This window comes from Shewanella psychrophila (genome assembly GCF_002005305.1).
GTDB lineage: Bacteria > Pseudomonadota > Gammaproteobacteria > Enterobacterales > Shewanellaceae > Shewanella > Shewanella psychrophila.
Window position 1 is genome coordinate 2,704,479 of record NZ_CP014782.1, and the last position, 16,299, is coordinate 2,720,777.

Consider the following 16,299-nt stretch of genomic DNA (forward strand, 5'->3'; position numbering starts at 1 on the left):
GAGTTCTATATAACTATGTCTTGCTCTTTTTCAGAGCAACTCACTCAAAACACCAAAACATGACAACGCTGTCAAAAGTTGATAACATCACCAGAGCTAATGTGTGTGATAAATAGCCACCTAAAAAATATAACAAAGTGGACCTACGATGAATAAGCACAATAAAAGCAGAACAGTTGTCATCCCTAAACCAGTATTTCTGTTTCTAGGTTTAGCTAGTCTTTGGTCTATTTGGGTATTTCAATTCTCTAATCCCTTTGAACTTACCCGTGACTATCTTCATTATACCATTCCATCTTAACATTAAGTCATTATTGCCCAGTCCCTTCGGCATAGTGACACCACTCTTTTTGTATCACTAATGAAACAGTTCCAAGCAATCGAACAGGCATCCACTATATCCTCGTAACCTTTGAAACTGCGATTAGCAAGGTGATGTTGTCGTAACCAACTCCATACTTGTTCTATTGGGTTTAGCTCTGGTGAGTACGGAGGTAACTTGATGATACTTAGATTATTAAATTCATCCGCTATATCATCGGTATGCCAACCTGCACCATCCATCACAACAACAGCATGTCGACCAGCCTTTGTTCTTTGGGATATCAGTGATAGATGTTGACGCATAATGTCCTTACTTAGGTATGGCGTAATTATCGCTTCAGTCTCTCCTGTTTGTGGGCAAACAGCACCAAAGAAATGGACATATTCAAATTGCTGCTGACGCACAGCTCTTGGACGCGTCCCTTTTCTCGCCCACAAGCGTGTCGTACTATTTTGTTGACCAAATCGAGCCTCATCCTGAAACCAAATATCTACCCGTTCAAGCGCCACACTACCAGGGATGTTAAGGATCGTTTCCAGTTGGAACTTTTTTAAAAGCCATTTGGGCTTCAGGTGATTGCTTTGGATGCTTAGAACGACTAGTTATCCAGCTAAAACTTAACTGTTCCAGTAGTTTGTAAATCGCATTCGGGTGGTAGTCGACATTAAAGCGTAGCTGAATATATTTTAGGATAGCGTCACCTGTCAGTCTGCCTCCAGAGGAACTTATGCTTTGTTCTTCTATATATGCACTTAGTTGCTGCTTTTGGCTTGAGGTGAGGTAGCTATCACGGCCCTTATTCTTTTTGGCATCTAATCCTTTGGGGCCGCTCGCAAGATATTTTGCTACCCAGGCGTTAACACTGCCACGGGCTACTTTTAGTCTCTCGGCGACATCTGTTCGGCTATGCCCCTCTAGGAATAAGGCTACTGCCAGTAATCGGATCCGTTTACGCGGCTCTTTTTCTGCTCTAGATAAGATTAAAATCTCTTCAGCGGTATAGTTTTTCAAACGGAGATACGGGTTATTTGCGATACCTATATTAGATCACAACTCATTACTGATTGGTATTACATCTTCCTTGGGATCACAGGCGCTACCTTCGCTAATTCAACAGGCGCCGGCGGAGGCGTTATTTTTATCCCAGTCTTTAGCAGTCTCAACTTCAGCAATGAACAAAGCATTTCGACATCTTTCGCTATTCAATGCTTCGGCATGACTGCTGGTGCACTAACCTGGTGGCTTCACTTTAAGAAAGAGAATCAATCGGGCCTGCGAAGAGAGCTTGTCAAACTAATCTGTATTTGCTCTCCCCTTTCCATAGCCGGGATCTGGACCACGCAAGTTCTTGCAATTCAATCACCTACCTCGCTTGAGCATAGCTTCAGTTTGTTCTCTATTCTACTAGGTTTCGCAATTCTCTTAAGCAGCATAACGCTAACAAGCACAACTGAGCATCGTGTACTGAATCGAAATGAGACCCTGCAACTTTCACTTTTAGCTTATGTTGGCGGAGTAATAACTGCTTGGCTGTCAGTAGGTGTGGGCGAAGTCATCGTTATCTATTTACTTCTAAAAAAGACAACGCCAACCTTAGCTATTGCTCTGGGCGTAATAGTCACAGCACTTACGGTCTGGTCTGTTAGTCCAATACACCTATCTAACCAAGGTGACGCCTATTTTAACGTGATCTTATTCGCAGGGCCAGGCGCTATCCTAGGTGGTATTTTGGCAAAGAAGCTAGCACTACACCTCCCGGTGAAAGGACTTAAAATATTTTTTGCTGGATGGATAATTCTTTCTGGTATCGCAATGCTATTGATTTGACAAGAGGTATATATGGCTAAAGAAGCAATTAAAAATATCACAATTGTTGGCGGCGGTAGCTCTGGCTGGATGACTGCTATGTATTTGCAGCGACTCTACAATCAATCAGGAGGAACAGTAAAGATTAGATTAGTAGAAAGTAAAGACGTCGGTACAATTGGTGTAGGAGAAGCGACAGTACACAGTATCAGATTTTTCTTTGCCGCTATGGGCTTAGATGAGAACGAGTTACTAAGAGAAACTAACGCAACTTTGAAAAACGGAATCATGTTCCGTAATTGGATGAAACCTAAAGATGGTCAAACCCATGAGTATTTCCACCCTTTCGAGCAACAAAGGCCTGCGGGTCCATTAGATAATGCAACTGCATGGGTTCAGTCTCCTAAACACGTTAGCTACGCGCAAGCGACAAGTATCTCATCTGAACTAATAAGTAACGCAAACAGCCCTAAAACAGCGACTTCACCTCAGTACCAAGGCATCGTTCCTTACGGTTACCATTTAGATGCTATATTAATGGGGAAGTACCTTCGTAAGAAAGCTTGCGGAGCCGGTGTCGAGCATATTGAAGCTAATGTGAAGCATGTTAAAACTGATGGTGAAACCATTACTTCAATCATTACAAATAAGGGAGAATTTACCTCTGATATTTTCATTGATTGCACGGGCTTCAAAGGCTTATTAATTGAATCATTAAGGGATAATAATTGGCAATCATTTGAACAAGAACTCCCTTGTAATAAAGCGGTTGCAATCCAAAGAAAACCTCTATTGGGCCAATCCCCTAAACCATATACCCTTGCAACAGCTTTGACTAACGGTTGGGCTTGGGAAATAGATCTTTCAAACCGTCAAGGGACTGGCTATGTGTATGATGGGAACAGACTGACAAGAAAGGAAGCGGAAGCAGAGCTATTAGAACACCTTGGTGATAGCCAAGAAATCCTAAAAACTGTCCATCTTGATATGAAAATAGGCTGCAGAAAAGAGTTTTGGATAGGTAACTGCATAAGCATTGGTTTATCCGGTGGTTTCATCGAACCTCTTGAATCAACAGGGCTACATATTGTCAATGTTGGAGCTCGTTTATTAGCGACCCATTTATCTTCAAATGCCCCGACTCAACCGGTTAGAGACTCCTATAACAAGACATTAAATGGGATATACCAAGACCTGAGGCAGTTTATCATATTACACTACTGTCTCAGCGATCGGGACGATACTGAGTTTTGGAAGCAGGCGGCTAAAACAGCAGCCTATGCTAAGGGCTTACCTGAAATGCTCGAATTATGGCGTAACAAAACCTGTGAATTTATGGATCTAGCTGGTGGCTATGGCACTATTTTCAATGATGAAAACTATCGTTTTATCTTATATGGAATGGACCATACACCTGACCTCAGCCAACCAGCTTCGGAATATGAAATTCAAAATATTTTACAGAGGTTAGCGCAACAACAAGAACAAGCCGATAAATCAGCCATGTTACATTCTGAGTTTTTAAAGCTGGTCTCTAAATAAAAAAATATAATAATGAAGGAGGCTGTAGATATCTCCTTCATCTTAATATTTATACTTTTTGTATGCCAAACTTATGAATTTTTTCAATTAACTCACGATGAGGCTCAAGCTGAGTTTTAGCTTGATGAATAAATTCAGCAATCTTATTTTGTTCAGATAAGAATTTATCTAAGCCATCTTTTGAAACTTCTGAATAGCCTAAGTCTGTATCAAAATCCATCCCATAAAGTACATACTGGTAATTCTCTAGATTAAAAATCTCTAGAGTCGAAGTGAAATCATAACGATTGGGCAGCTCTGAGGACCATAGAGCAAGTTTTTGCTTCAGAGAATCTGGTATAGAGGCTTCTTTGCGATTATCGCTCCAAAACTCAGTGTCATTACGTTTAGAAGCCACATAATGAAGCTTAATAAAATCAATGACCTTATTCCAAGTATCTACAGTCCGCTGATTAAAGCGTTCAGCAACTAAATGCATACTACTCAACTTATTAGGAATACACTCAGCTAGCATTCTTGAAGTTACATCAAAAACAAGTAAACCCGTCGCTTCTAAAGGCTCAACAAACCCACCGGATAAACCTATAGCAACACAATTACGATGCCAAGCTTTCTCGCGATAACCGATACGCATGGGGATATGCCTAAACTCAGCTTCACTCACTTTTCCACCCAGATACTCTGAGAGTACTTTTTCAGCATCTTGCCTAGAGCTATGGCGACTTGAATAGACGTAGCCAACTCCTCTTCGTTCAGTTAAGCCTATGTCCCAAATCCAGCCAGCCTCTTTAGCTGTAGATAAAGTAAAGCAAGGAATTGCATCATGAGATTTTTCATAGGGAACTTGAACGGCTAGCGCAGAATCAACAAAAAGTACGTCCCCTTTATCGACAAATGGTACCTTGCAAGCTTTTTCAATAAGCCGCGCACTAAACCCTGTACAATCGATAAATAAATCAGCTTCTAACTCCCCATTCTGACTCGTTGACACAGTAGAAATATCGCCACTATCAGATAAAGTGACCTCAAGCACATCATCAAGAATATGAGACAAGCCAAATTTGGATAACGCATTAAGCCTTAATACCTCTGAAAACTTACGTGCATCCAAGTGATAAGCATAACTAGTGACTCCTTGAAACTGAGGTTGAGTGACAAGTTTAGGCCCTAAACCTGCATCAGCTAACACACTTTGCACGGATACAGAATTGGCAAAACTATCACGACTCGAAGCAGATGTTTTATGCCAATAAAAAGCTGAGTCATGACTCATAGGATAATCAAAAAGATGGTGATACGAATGATTTTTCTCTTTTGGGTTGTATACCCAATCGACAAATTTAATGCTTTGCTTAAAGGTAGCATCACAAGATTGGACAAAATAACCTTCATCGATTCCCAGATAACGTAAAGTTTCACGCATCATAGGCACTGTACCTTCCCCTACACCAATATTAGGGATATTAGGTGACTCAATCAAAGTCACCTCAATGTTAGGTCCATCTAGATCAGAAAAACGTTTACCAAGATGATTAGCAGCTAACCAGCCTGCAGTTCCACCACCAACAATTAATACCTTAGTGATCTTGTTTTTTTCTGGCATTAAAAGACTCCTATATTAACCTTTTGAAACCTCTGTTCTTGCTAAACGATTAACTTGATGTAAAGACGTTAAATGACCATAGATGGGCCCCAATAGGCCTCTTTTTTTCAAATCAAGAAAGTCATCATCATTTAGGTCATTAAGCTTGGCTTCATCTATCATATATAAGCCATTTATATTACGTTGGTCACCTTTGATATTGACAGTCAACGATTGTTGTCTGAATAAACCCTTTTCGGCGATTAATTGCAAAATAGCTTGAGTTGCCTGTTCTTGCTCGAAATGTTGTACGATTTCTTCTCTACGCCTGGTGAAGAAAGGTGTTTCTTCACCAGCATTAAAAAGGGAGTCACCCACTTCAGTTCCTACTTGAGATGATTGCTCTTTGATTCCTATCCATATTTTATCAGGCTGCTCTGCATTTAAAACAACAGCAAAAGGGTAATCTGTTACAGTGTTAGGAATATAGCTTCCTATCCACTCACCGTTAACCACACTTAAATTTTGCTCAGGCTGGAGACCTAACATGACGACAGATTGGAACTGACCTGTTTCACTATTTTTAACAAAAACTATTGGGTATTCAGTTGCTGCTCTAGAGAACTCATGAAGGGTGATAGGGAGAATATGTTGATTGGAAAATTGTGAATAGTTGGGTTTTGAAACTTTAAAGTTTGAATGCTTGTTGGGTTCTAAAAGTGTTATTTCATTAGGCATCTTCTTTGGCTCCTTGATAGGGCTTCTTTTAAAAATGAATTTTTACAAAAAAAGGGAGAGCTAAACTCCCCCTTCCCTTTTTATACCTTAATTCTAATTAGATTAGAACCTTACACTCGCACCTAAAGTCACACGACGAGCCATTTCATATTCAAATGTAGGGAAACCATTAGTGAAACCGCTACGGTTTGTCTGGAAGTTATTGTTACCAGTCTGAACCGAACCTTCTTCAAGTAAGTTATTACCATCAAGTTTGATATCTAAATAATCAGTTACATGCCAGATAGCACTTAAATCTAAGCTACCAAATGCATCATGTAAGCGATTTCCATAAGAACCTTGCTCACGGATCATGTACTCACTACGCCAATTATATGCTAAACGAACTTGGAAAAGATCATTTTCAAAGTAACCTGTCACGTTATATGAATGTTCTGAGCTATCACTCAAGAATGGATTCATATCAGTGTAAGTATCCTCACCAGTCTCTGTATCAGTGTAGGTATAGTTAACAATAGAACCTAAACCATTACCGTAATCTTGTTGATACTGAAATTCAGCACCTTGGATAATCGCTGACTCACCGTTTTGTTTCTCTTGAACAGTCCAACCAGCAGCTTCTTCATCAGGTCGTAATGTTCCCTCGAATGGAATGTCTGCACTATCTGCACGGTATTCATTGATAGTTACGAAGTTCTTAACATCTTTCCAGAATAGGCCTACAGATACTAAAGAGTCCTCGTTGAAGTACCACTCAATACCTAAATCCATTTGGTTAGCCACGTATGGATTAAGACCAATATTACCTACTACCCAGTACTGATTATCAGGCAGATCATCATCAGCACCTAAAACATTCGGGTTAACATACATATCATCATATTGTGGACGAGCCATAACTCGAGCTGCTGAAGCACGCATTATCACATCATCAGAAAGGTCCAAGACTACGTTTAAGCTTGGTAACCATTCACCATAACTTGCATCATCCGAAACTTTCTTACCACTTTGATAATATGTTGAAGTTGCTTCAGTCCCAGCATAACGAACACCAAAGTTACCGCGCATGCCGTCTGTACCAAAGTTCGCCATCACATATGCAGCATAATTATCTTCATCAACTTCACGATATGAACCTAAATCTTCACTTTCGCCAATTATGCTAGATTTAGCCCACGCTTTTAGCGCTTCAGGATCAAACTTTGCTATCTGATAGTCACCGGCTCCGACATCTATAGTTCCAGCAGCAACACTACTTGTTGCAATAGTCGTATCAAAACCTTCAGCCTGAATATACTCATAGCGACGAGAAGTTGTATTGTGCTGTGCGTATTTAACACCAGTCTTAATCGCATTGATCACACCGAAATCAACATCGAATTTAATATCAGCTTGAATGTAGCTTTCATCATCAGTCTTTGGGGTGCGGTTAAAGTTTGAACCTGTCCCCATGGTTAATGACCCAGGATCGTAAGCTGCGATGTCGAAACCATTAGTATCCCAAGTCTGGCTTCCACCAGTAAAGTCATAGGAACCACCTGGGATTGGTGTGCCACCAGTACCGTCATCTACAACCATTTCAAAGTCTGTACCACCAGATGACGTTGTTGTGCCTATCTGTGTGGTAAATTCATAGTTATCACCTGCGTATTCCATCTTTAAATCGAATACTTGAGACTTCATTGTCGCTTCACGTGGACGAGCCTGCCAAAAAGCAACATTCAAAGGACCAGCAACTTGAGTCCCTGAACCATCAGCACTCGGAGCATCACCACCACATAGACCACAACCGCCTAACCAGGTTGTATCATCCCACGCACCAGAACCTGGGGCACCAGACCAAGATGTATCACCTTGAGTAAGCCAAAGTGCATAGTTGGTATTATTTGCTTCCATCTGCATATCAATCGCGTTGAAAACAAAGTTTAGCGAATCTGTTGGAGCATATTGGAAAGTAGCAGTAAGAGCAGAACGTTTACGCTCTTGCTCAAATGCAACGGGACCAGCTCCCCACTCCCAAAAAGCTTCATTACCCTGGCGCTGTAAGCTACGATCTTGCAAAACACCTGAAACTAAAACACCAAATGTTTCCTCATCATTTTTCCAAGAACCCAAAGCTGAAAACTGGGGGTCTACCGTATCAGAGTCACTCTGATATTGACCTTCAGCGGAAGCATAAAAAGTTAGAGAGTCCATATCAAGCGGTTTACGAGTATTAATAATTACCGTACCACCAATACCACCTTCGGCTAGATCTGCTTGAGATGATTTATAAACTTCTATATCGCCAACAAGCTCAGAAGGGAGTAGCTCATAGTTAAATGAACGCTTCGCAGGCTCTAATACGAACCAACCTGTTGACGCAACATTCTGACCATTAAGTGTAGTTAAGGTCAGATCTTGACCTGCACCTCGTATTGAAACACCTGCACCTTCACCGAACTGACGCTGGATAGTTACACCAGGAATGCGCTGTAAAGACTCAGCAACGTTTTTATCCGGGAACTTACCGATATCCTCAGCGGTAATCGCATCAACAGTACCGTCAGAGAAACGCTTGGCGTTCAAATTGGCCTGTTGCGAAGCACGAATCCCTCGAACTTCAATCTTTTCAATGTTTTCATCAGCCGTTACAGCTGAATCTGCTTCTGCCGCGATTGCAGACATAGAGACTGCAGTACCTAGCAATAGCGCTATATTTGTAGCTAGTACACTTTTCTTAAAATTAGATGGTCGCATCTCGTTTCCCTTCCATAACTTTATTTTATTTTTTAGTTTCCATAACCATTCCCTCAGGAATGACAACGCTGTCATGTCTAGTACAAACATTACACAATAATTTACATGGAAGCCACAAGAAAATAACCAAAAGAGCCGAAAACAAGTCTGTTTGAACATTTTTATTACAGGTGTCGGCCAGACACCCACTTGTTAAACCTTTGTTGCATGCGGGCTTGAGGGATAAAAATTCCTGTTATTAGTTATAAGAAAATTATTCTTATCGAAGGAAAATTACATTTGTCGATTGCTAATTAAGGTAAAAGTTCGCACTATAGACCGTAACAAAATGAAATAAAGTTCTTTGTAAACCTGAATACAAAAGACGTACACTCATCTTTACAAGTATTAGAGCTTACCTATAACACACTGATAAGACGAGTGTTTAGTTGTATGAAAGTCACAATAAATGACGTAGCGAAACATGCTGGTGTTTCAATTAAAACAGTTTCTCGAGTCACCAATAACGAGCCTTCTGTAAAACAAGCCACCATAGATAAAGTCAATAAAGCCATTACAGAGTTGGATTATCAACCTAATTTAGCGGCAAGAAACTTAGCAGGCACTAAGTCTTATGTAATTGGTTTTATCTATGATAATCCCAACGCTTATTATGTTATTGATATGCAAAACGGCATACTGTCCTCATGTAAAGATCTTGGATATGAGCTGCTAATTCACCCTTGCAATGCCAAATCTGATAACATTTGCGCCGAATTAACCACTTTGGTAAAGCATGCAAGACTGGCAGGTTTAGTCTTGACTCCTCCTCTATCTGAAGACCCAAAAATCCTCCAAGCATTAGATGAAATTGATGCGAATTATGTGCGGATTATTGCTGGAGAAAAAATAGATAGCGACACTGGGTTAGCCGTCCTTGTGAATGATAAACATGGAGCAGTTTCAATCACCCAGCACTTAATTGACTTAGGCCACAAAAACATCGCCTTTTTAAGTGGTGATCAACACCACGAATCTACCAAGGCACGTTTATCTGGTTATACCCAAGCGTTGCAGGATAATAACCTGAAGCTAGATAAACAAAACATTATTGAAGGCGAGTACTCTTTCGAATCCGGTGTATCCGGTGCAAAGACTTTACTTAACAGAGCAAACAAACCTACTGCAATCGTTGCTTGTAACGATGAAATAGCCGCTGGTGCACTGTTTGCTGCACGGCTCGAAGGATTGGATATCCCCAATGATATTTCAATCGTCGGCTTCGAAGATAGTCCATTTTCAAGACAAACCTGGCCAAAACTAACGACAGTTCATCAGCCTAATCAGAAAATAGCCCAGATGGCTACCGAACTCTTGATTGCGAAGAGACGATCTCAGAAGTCTGCGCAGGCGAAGATTTTCATACCTGAACCAGTGATCAGAGACTCATCTTCGAAAGCGACCTAGGTATACCGATTTATAACCAATACATATAAAATCAAAAATGGCGTTGAATCTCAACGCCATTTTTATAAATATCTACTAATGCTTATAAAGAGCGTTATACCGCCTCTTCATTCTCCTCACCGGTACGTATCCTAATCACACGCTCAATCTCAGTGACAAAAATCTTACCATCACCAATCTTACCTGTACGCGCCGTATCCACAATGACTTCAATGGCTTGATCTAGTTGCTCATCTTGGATCACTAGCTCTATTTTGACTTTAGGTAAAAAGTCCACCATGTACTCGGCACCTCGATACAGTTCAGTGTGCCCTTTTTGTCGGCCAAAGCCTTTGACTTCTAGAACGGTCATGCCGGTAATGCCGATCTCAGCAAGAGATTCACGAACATCATCCAACTTAAATGGCTTAATAATCGCCTCGACCTTTTTCATCAAATGCTCCTTAATAGGGTAATAAATTACTTATCAATATTATTGCTCAAGCTTATCACGAGCTTGTGGCTCTCCAAAGTTAATATACTAATCAATCTTATGGAAGGCATTTCCATTTCACAAAACAATAAAATTACCTTACCAATTCTTCCAATCTAACTATACTTTCACAATTGGCCACTGCTTTAATGTGATTGCAGGACGCAACACGGGTCAATGAAGATGATTTCTCGGGCTTATATTCAAAGGACTGAATATGAATACAAATAATGGCTTTACTCTAATAGAACTCATGACCACTCTGGTCGTATCTACAACCTTGATCAGTATTGCTGTTCCAAATTTCAATTCCCTCTATGAACACTATCGAGCAGATTCATCCATTCGAGTCATACAACAAACACTTCAACTGGCACGCAATACAGCCATCAACTACGGCGTACGTGTGACAGTTTGCCCCATAGTAGAAAACCAGTGTAGCGACGACTGGACGATTGGTATTACGGCTTTTATTGACTCAGGTGCCGGCAATGTCATAGATGGTCAAGATGAAATTCTGATCAAAACCGCCAGCTTCTACCACGATGACTTTGTCACTTATAACCGTAGCGCAATTAGATTTCAGACCGATGGACTAGCTTCTGGTACCAACGGTACCTTAAAATATTGTCCATCATCGACAATGAACGAATACTCGAAAGCAGTAATAATTAATCAATCAGGAAGGATCCGCTTCTCAAAAGCTAATATCATCGAATGCAGATAATGACTAAAGTAGAAATAACATTTTTAGGCCATAATAAAATAAACTGAAATAGTCAAAATTCCCTTTAAAGCCAATATATTGGCTTTAAATACTTGTTTTTTCATACTGTAAATAGACTGGTTCTCGCTTATACTTAATGGAGTACTAAAAACGAGGATGGTGTTATGCGGCCGCAACAAAATGGATTTACATTAATTGAACTCATGGTGACACTCGTAGTTGCCATGCTCTTAGTCGGTGTCGGCGCTCCGTCCTTAAAGTCCATGTATGAAGGATATCGAACTGATAGCGAGATACGTAAGGTCAACCAATCTTTGCAGTTTGCACGCAGCCACGCCGTTAGCTACGGCTCTAGAGTGACCATGTGCCCAATAGTATCAGGAAGCTGTAACGCAGACTGGAGTAAAGGCTTCAAAATATTTCTCGATAATGGCGCCCCAAATCAAATCGATGGCAACGACGAAGTTCTTACTGTCGTAGGCGCTTTTAATTCTAGCGATTTTGTTTCATTTGCACCCAGCGCAATAAACTTCACTACAGATGGACTCACCAGTGCAGGCTTATTTATCTACTGCCCCGGTAGTAAGGTGAGCGATGAAACTATGGGTCTGCAAATTAATGCCTCTGGAACAGCAAGGTTTAGCACAGCAACCAACCTTAACTGTAACTAACCCTACCTTGCAGTCTCTTCATCTAGTTTTTGAGCTGCGCCAGATGTAAATGAAGCATCAAGCTCTACACATTCTTCAACATTCTTGATATAGACACCTTTACCAGGGATCTTTCTTGACGGCAATTTGGCCATGTTTTTGGTAAAATTCTTTACCTCCCATCTATAGAAAGCAATTTCATGCCCTTTAGCCGTCTTCAAGTAACACTTATATTCAAGTTTTTCAGTTTTTCTATCATCCGCATTAACAGATGACGAGTTAACTAATAGTGCAGATGCAATAAATGAAAATATTATATATGTTAACTGTGACTTATTCATTCCCAACACTCCGCAGGTGACTTTTCTCCGATATCATTAATCTGAATAGTGATACATGCGCTATCTCTACTTGCCTGCTTCCCTTGAGCCGTTGCCACGACAATAAAGCTGGCCGTTCCGGTTGAATCTACACTATATAAGCCGTTATCAGTGACATAAGGATCTGCACCTAGGTTAAGGTCATTCATATCCGTAGCGTATTGCCTGTTATCCAGATAAAACTGCTCTTGCAAGTTCGCGACTCTCATTACCGCTGCCAAGCCATCTGCCCGTCCTCCCTTCGCCACAAAATCAGTATAAGTTGGGTAAATAACTGCCGCTAAGATCCCCATAATGGCAACAGCAATCATCAACTCAATTAAACTAAAACCTTTAATTTTATTCATCCGATTTTCACTCATCATATTGTAATCATTACTCGTTGATATGGTAGTAAATACGGTTGACACCTAAGCCACCACCAACACATTTCTCATCACCTGGAGGGCATCCATCTCCATCTCCACCTCCACCTCCACCGCCAGATTTCTCCATCTCATCACCAGCAGCACCGATACCTATCAGGTACATATAGGAATCTCCATTTCCATTAGGTGGAATAACCAATTGCGGCGTATCGGGCACTCTCTCGCCCATTTCTAGATATTCATGGGTATAAGAACGAGTCCCCTTATGAAGGTCGAACCCATAAAGTCGTCCGACGCCTGAAACTAGACACTGAGTACTCGAAGCCGTATCTCCGGGAACATATGAAGTAAAGAAAACTCGACCTTCAATGATTGAAGCACCTGCTAAACTTTTCTCGCCTAATGACCCAAAGCCATAATACCAGCCTCGCTTTAAGCCGAAGCTAATATTGTCTGCATCTGAGGAGGGCACTGCAGATGTCACATTATAAAGATTCGCTAAAGTCAGTGCTTCTGGTACCTCATTACCCGGTGCACCATTAAATGAGCGAGAAATAACATGGCGATCTTGAAGCATATAGAACATATCTGAACGTGAAGTGTCTGTCGGATGAGGTCTATGCCCAGTACCTACAACTACCGCATCATAAGCGACATTCTGATATGTTTTAGTTTTAGTTGTAGTTCCGCCGACAGTCACATCCACTTCAGACAGATTAGTAAATACCGTTTGCGCCACTGCAGGTTCTGAAAAGAATCGCCTATCAGAGGCTAAAGTACTACCGCCTAAATCAGCAAATTTAAACGCAGTCCAAGGATTAGTCGAGCTTTTAGGGCTAGCGCTTGGGAGATCCATACGCCAAACATTGCCGCCTGTATCGGTCGCATAAATTCTATCGGTCAACCTATCACCATTAGCATCGAGCACGGCAACAGAATTGGGAATGCTATCGGTTATCCCTGGCATCTGGGTCACACTTGTACCAGAACTAGGCCCAAAAGCGTGTACTAGCACTCCTGTTTTAGCATCTACAATAAATACACCGCGACCTTGTACATCAGGTAAACCAACAGCAGCTGGATCTTTTGATGAAGGAGAGTAACCAGCACCAAAAATAAGTACAGGTGAAGCAGAGGCTGGATCTGTATTACCTATTGGCCAGCCAGGGATAAGGGTAATAACAGGCTCAGACCAAGTTTGACCAAGCTCACTCATGCCTGCACTATCTGAATCAATTTTCCACATATAGCTAGGAGAGTCAGGACTAGTAATATCAATAGCATAGTAAGACTTGCCTCCACGTCTCATACCGGCAAAGATCCAAGCCTTCTCTATTCCGCCTGAGCCCGTTTTCACATAGGCCACTGGAGGGCTGTCCATCCCATAGACTGAGTGTACTCCGGTGGGAACATTCGCTCTTAATTCGACTAAATTAGGTAACAACTCATAGGGCATAAATGCCCATGACTCAGCGACTGAATCTCCCGAGTCCTTAAACATGTGTAAGAAGCCATGATTTGTCCCCACCAATATTCGCAGATCAGGTGATGATGAACTTCCGAAGTTAATGGCCAACGGCTTCGAGTGCAGCGGATCACCTAGTACATCCTCACGAATATCACTGGTGCTATTGTCATTATCGTCATCGTCGACATCTTTACCTTTAGCCCAATCAAATAACTTATTGAGTTCAGTGCTATTAACTCCCATATATGCCGCTAATGCACTGTCGCCGCCGGCAGAATTTGAAGCATTACTTTTTGTCAGCAACTTTAACGAACCACCTGTGCCTAGATTGCCATAGAGCTTCCTTGTAGTGGTTCCTCTCAAAGTATGTGCGGCTCCACCGACTCGGACATCATTACCATCACCTCCTCCACTAGAACCGGAGCAAACTGAATTTGGGGTCCAATATGAGCACGAGGATGCTTTGAGGTTACCATCAGTGCCTATTGCCAAAGCACCATTTTTATCGACGATATCACCACTACCTGTCACCCTAAACTTCTTGATATTACCCATCCATCTAGGCCCTTTGTTGGGCAAGAACATGGCGTAGTAAACAGAATCAAATGTTTGGGTTCTATCGAAATTATTACTTGCAATGGAAGGTGAAGTGAAGCTCGCATTGACCTCTAAGATCTGTGAGAAGACTTGTGAAAGTGCACTTTGTAATTGAGTCGCATCTTTCGCAGCAAAGTATGCACCTCCACCTAAGTCTGCCGTTTTCTTCAATATAGGAGCGGCATCATCAGCACCATCACTAAACCCAATAGTGAAAGTACTGACAAACTGATCACCCTCTAAATTTGTGTTTACATCTTTGCGATTTAAAATACTGGCGAGTGCAGGAAGATAGCTTCCATCTTCCTTATCGGCAGAGCGATAGCCCGACATACCTTTCACCAAAGAATTAGCTGCTGTATCACGAGTTGGCGAGCCATCGGTAACGTAAACGACATAGGAGCGATTCGAGCACTGAGTTTCACCAAATGGGGAAATATAATAGTTACCATCCTCGACACTTCTATCGCGTTCAGGATCTAAACTTCCCGCTTCTTTAGCAAACTTAACCTTTCCACCAGAAAAGTAACGATAGGCCTCATACAAGGTTTCACATAGTGGTGTCCAAGTATCAGCATCTAGATTATTAATCGTTTCAACTAATGTCTTTTTACTGGCCGCATTTCGTCTCTGTATTCCCGATATAATACGTCCACCATCACTGGTTCGGCCTGTATTATAGTTAAATACCGATAACCCAAAATCAACACTGGGTGTAGTGACAACAGTGTCCTCCATGACTCGCTTGGCAATCTCCATTCGAGTTGTCCAGCGTTTACTTTTGGTGCTATGGTACCAATCAATATAAGTTTTTGTGTATAAAGTAACAGATTTACCTATACCAAACTTTGTCAAAAATGCTTTATCAATAGCAGCTGTTTTATCTGAAGAAGATGAACTACTGGTTACATTGGTATAGGGTATTGGCGATGCTTTAGAGCCTAAGCTATCTACAGGAAAACCATCGGAAACCCCTGTAGCATTGCTAAATTGTAAAGCAGCATCATCTTCGAAATCTTCGAAGCAATCCACGTATGTAACAGTACTTCCTAGTTCATCAGGTAACTCTGTCCAGGTACCATTTTCACCTGTAAACCCATACTCCCTAATAAACCCAGTGAAAAACCCATAAGATTCCAGATATACTTTTGAGGTTTTACAACCATTTACACTTTGAAAAATATAGTTATTACTAGCGGACTCCGGAACCCCAACACCGCCTTTACTGTAATAGAGTTTGGTAGAATCACTGACTGTTTCCCCACGCTCGTAAAAAGTCTCCGTATATTCACTGGTATCCATACTGCCCGAATTATCGAAGATAATCAGAACCTGTGGCCTTGCACCGGAACGTGCCGATGACTCAAATACATAGAGCTCAGTATCATCTCCATGAGTCACTCCAGATATCGTGCCTAAACTCACGATAACGGCACAAAGAAAACGTTTAATCCACATA

At 41.3% G+C, this 16,299-nt stretch carries 13 protein-coding genes; 5 read left to right on the forward strand and 8 right to left on the reverse strand.

The window, feature by feature from the left end:
• Positions 1 to 303: 303 nt before the first annotated feature.
• Positions 304 to 1,336 (reverse strand): IS630 family transposase gene (locus sps_RS11625; protein ID WP_169915688.1). Its coding sequence is split into 2 segments (ribosomal slippage): positions 304 to 871 and positions 870 to 1,336, totalling 1,035 coding nucleotides; the frame shifts between segments, so codons are not numbered across the junction.
• Positions 1,337 to 1,411: 75 nt separating this feature from the next.
• On the opposite strand from sps_RS11625, the gene sps_RS11630 reads away from it, so the two are divergent.
• Both sps_RS11630 and sps_RS11635 read left to right on the forward strand, forming a co-directional pair.
• Positions 1,412 to 2,152, forward strand: coding sequence for a sulfite exporter TauE/SafE family protein (locus sps_RS11630; RefSeq protein WP_257788646.1), 741 nt, complete (start codon positions 1,412 to 1,414; stop codon positions 2,150 to 2,152).
• A gap of 12 nt (positions 2,153 to 2,164) precedes the next feature.
• The gene (locus sps_RS11635; RefSeq protein ID WP_077752680.1) at positions 2,165 to 3,673 is read left to right on the forward strand and encodes a tryptophan halogenase family protein; all 1,509 of its coding nucleotides are present in this window, start codon (positions 2,165 to 2,167) and stop codon (positions 3,671 to 3,673) included.
• A gap of 49 nt (positions 3,674 to 3,722) precedes the next feature.
• Here sps_RS11635 and sps_RS11640 read toward each other — a convergent pair whose 3' ends face one another.
• The 3 genes from sps_RS11640 to sps_RS11650 form a co-directional block, all read right to left on the reverse strand.
• Complete coding sequence (locus sps_RS11640; RefSeq protein ID WP_077752681.1) at positions 3,723 to 5,276, reverse strand: tryptophan halogenase family protein; 1,554 nt, start codon at positions 5,274 to 5,276, stop codon at positions 3,723 to 3,725.
• A 15-nt stretch (positions 5,277 to 5,291) separates the two neighbouring features.
• Entirely contained in the window at positions 5,292 to 5,993 is a 702-nt protein-coding gene (locus sps_RS11645) for a SapC family protein (protein WP_077752682.1), read from the reverse strand.
• A 102-nt stretch (positions 5,994 to 6,095) separates the two neighbouring features.
• The gene (locus sps_RS11650) at positions 6,096 to 8,732 is read right to left on the reverse strand and encodes a TonB-dependent receptor (RefSeq protein ID WP_077752683.1); all 2,637 of its coding nucleotides are present in this window, start codon (positions 8,730 to 8,732) and stop codon (positions 6,096 to 6,098) included.
• 432 nt (positions 8,733 to 9,164) lie between these two features.
• On the opposite strand from sps_RS11650, the gene sps_RS11655 reads away from it, so the two are divergent.
• Positions 9,165 to 10,178, forward strand: a complete 1,014-nt coding sequence (locus sps_RS11655; RefSeq protein WP_077752684.1) for a LacI family DNA-binding transcriptional regulator — start codon at positions 9,165 to 9,167, stop codon at positions 10,176 to 10,178.
• Positions 10,179 to 10,272: 94 nt separating this feature from the next.
• On the opposite strand, the gene sps_RS11660 is transcribed toward sps_RS11655, so the two are convergent.
• The gene (locus tag sps_RS11660) at positions 10,273 to 10,611 is read right to left on the reverse strand and encodes a P-II family nitrogen regulator (protein ID WP_076407836.1); all 339 of its coding nucleotides are present in this window, start codon (positions 10,609 to 10,611) and stop codon (positions 10,273 to 10,275) included.
• A gap of 256 nt (positions 10,612 to 10,867) precedes the next feature.
• On the opposite strand from sps_RS11660, the gene sps_RS11665 reads away from it, so the two are divergent.
• Together sps_RS11665 and sps_RS11670 are read left to right on the forward strand one after the other, a co-directional pair.
• Positions 10,868 to 11,377, forward strand: coding sequence for a GspH/FimT family pseudopilin (locus tag sps_RS11665; RefSeq protein ID WP_077752685.1), 510 nt, complete (start codon positions 10,868 to 10,870; stop codon positions 11,375 to 11,377).
• A gap of 164 nt (positions 11,378 to 11,541) precedes the next feature.
• On the forward strand, positions 11,542 to 12,048 hold the full coding sequence (locus sps_RS11670; protein ID WP_077752686.1) for a GspH/FimT family pseudopilin: 507 nt from the start codon (positions 11,542 to 11,544) through the stop codon (positions 12,046 to 12,048).
• Positions 12,049 to 12,050: 2 nt separating this feature from the next.
• Here sps_RS11670 and sps_RS11675 read toward each other — a convergent pair whose 3' ends face one another.
• Genes sps_RS11675 through sps_RS11685 form a run of 3 tightly spaced genes read right to left on the reverse strand, consistent with a single transcriptional unit; the run spans position 12,051 to position 16,298 of the window.
• On the reverse strand, positions 12,051 to 12,368 hold the full coding sequence (locus sps_RS11675) for a TapY2 family type IVa secretion system protein (RefSeq protein ID WP_077752687.1): 318 nt from the start codon (positions 12,366 to 12,368) through the stop codon (positions 12,051 to 12,053).
• On the reverse strand, positions 12,365 to 12,754 hold the full coding sequence (locus sps_RS11680) for a type IV pilin protein (RefSeq protein ID WP_077755655.1): 390 nt from the start codon (positions 12,752 to 12,754) through the stop codon (positions 12,365 to 12,367). Before sps_RS11680 ends, sps_RS11675 begins: the two co-directional genes overlap by 4 nt.
• 28 nt (positions 12,755 to 12,782) lie before the next feature.
• Positions 12,783 to 16,298, reverse strand: a complete 3,516-nt coding sequence (locus sps_RS11685) for a pilus assembly protein (protein WP_077752688.1) — start codon at positions 16,296 to 16,298, stop codon at positions 12,783 to 12,785.
• Between the last annotated feature and the right edge of the window lies 1 nt (position 16,299).

Bases quoted from the DNA above. Each gene is read 5' to 3' on its own strand.
- sps_RS11635 (WP_077752680.1), top strand. From the start codon at position 2,165: ATGGCTAAAGAAGCAATTAAAAATATCACAATTGTTGGCGGCGGTAGC.
- sps_RS11640 (WP_077752681.1), bottom strand. From the start codon at position 5,276: ATGCCAGAAAAAAACAAGATCACTAAGGTATTAATTGTTGGTGGTGGA.
- sps_RS11645 (WP_077752682.1), bottom strand. From the start codon at position 5,993: ATGCCTAATGAAATAACACTTTTAGAACCCAACAAGCATTCAAACTTT.
- sps_RS11650 (WP_077752683.1), bottom strand. From the start codon at position 8,732: ATGCGACCATCTAATTTTAAGAAAAGTGTACTAGCTACAAATATAGCG.
- sps_RS11655 (WP_077752684.1), top strand. From the start codon at position 9,165: ATGAAAGTCACAATAAATGACGTAGCGAAACATGCTGGTGTTTCAATT.
- sps_RS11660 (WP_076407836.1), bottom strand. From the start codon at position 10,611: ATGAAAAAGGTCGAGGCGATTATTAAGCCATTTAAGTTGGATGATGTT.
- sps_RS11665 (WP_077752685.1), top strand. From the start codon at position 10,868: ATGAATACAAATAATGGCTTTACTCTAATAGAACTCATGACCACTCTG.
- sps_RS11670 (WP_077752686.1), top strand. From the start codon at position 11,542: ATGCGGCCGCAACAAAATGGATTTACATTAATTGAACTCATGGTGACA.
- sps_RS11675 (WP_077752687.1), bottom strand. From the start codon at position 12,368: ATGAATAAGTCACAGTTAACATATATAATATTTTCATTTATTGCATCT.
- sps_RS11680 (WP_077755655.1), bottom strand. From the start codon at position 12,754: ATGAATAAAATTAAAGGTTTTAGTTTAATTGAGTTGATGATTGCTGTT.
- sps_RS11685 (WP_077752688.1), bottom strand. From the start codon at position 16,298: ATGTGGATTAAACGTTTTCTTTGTGCCGTTATCGTGAGTTTAGGCACG.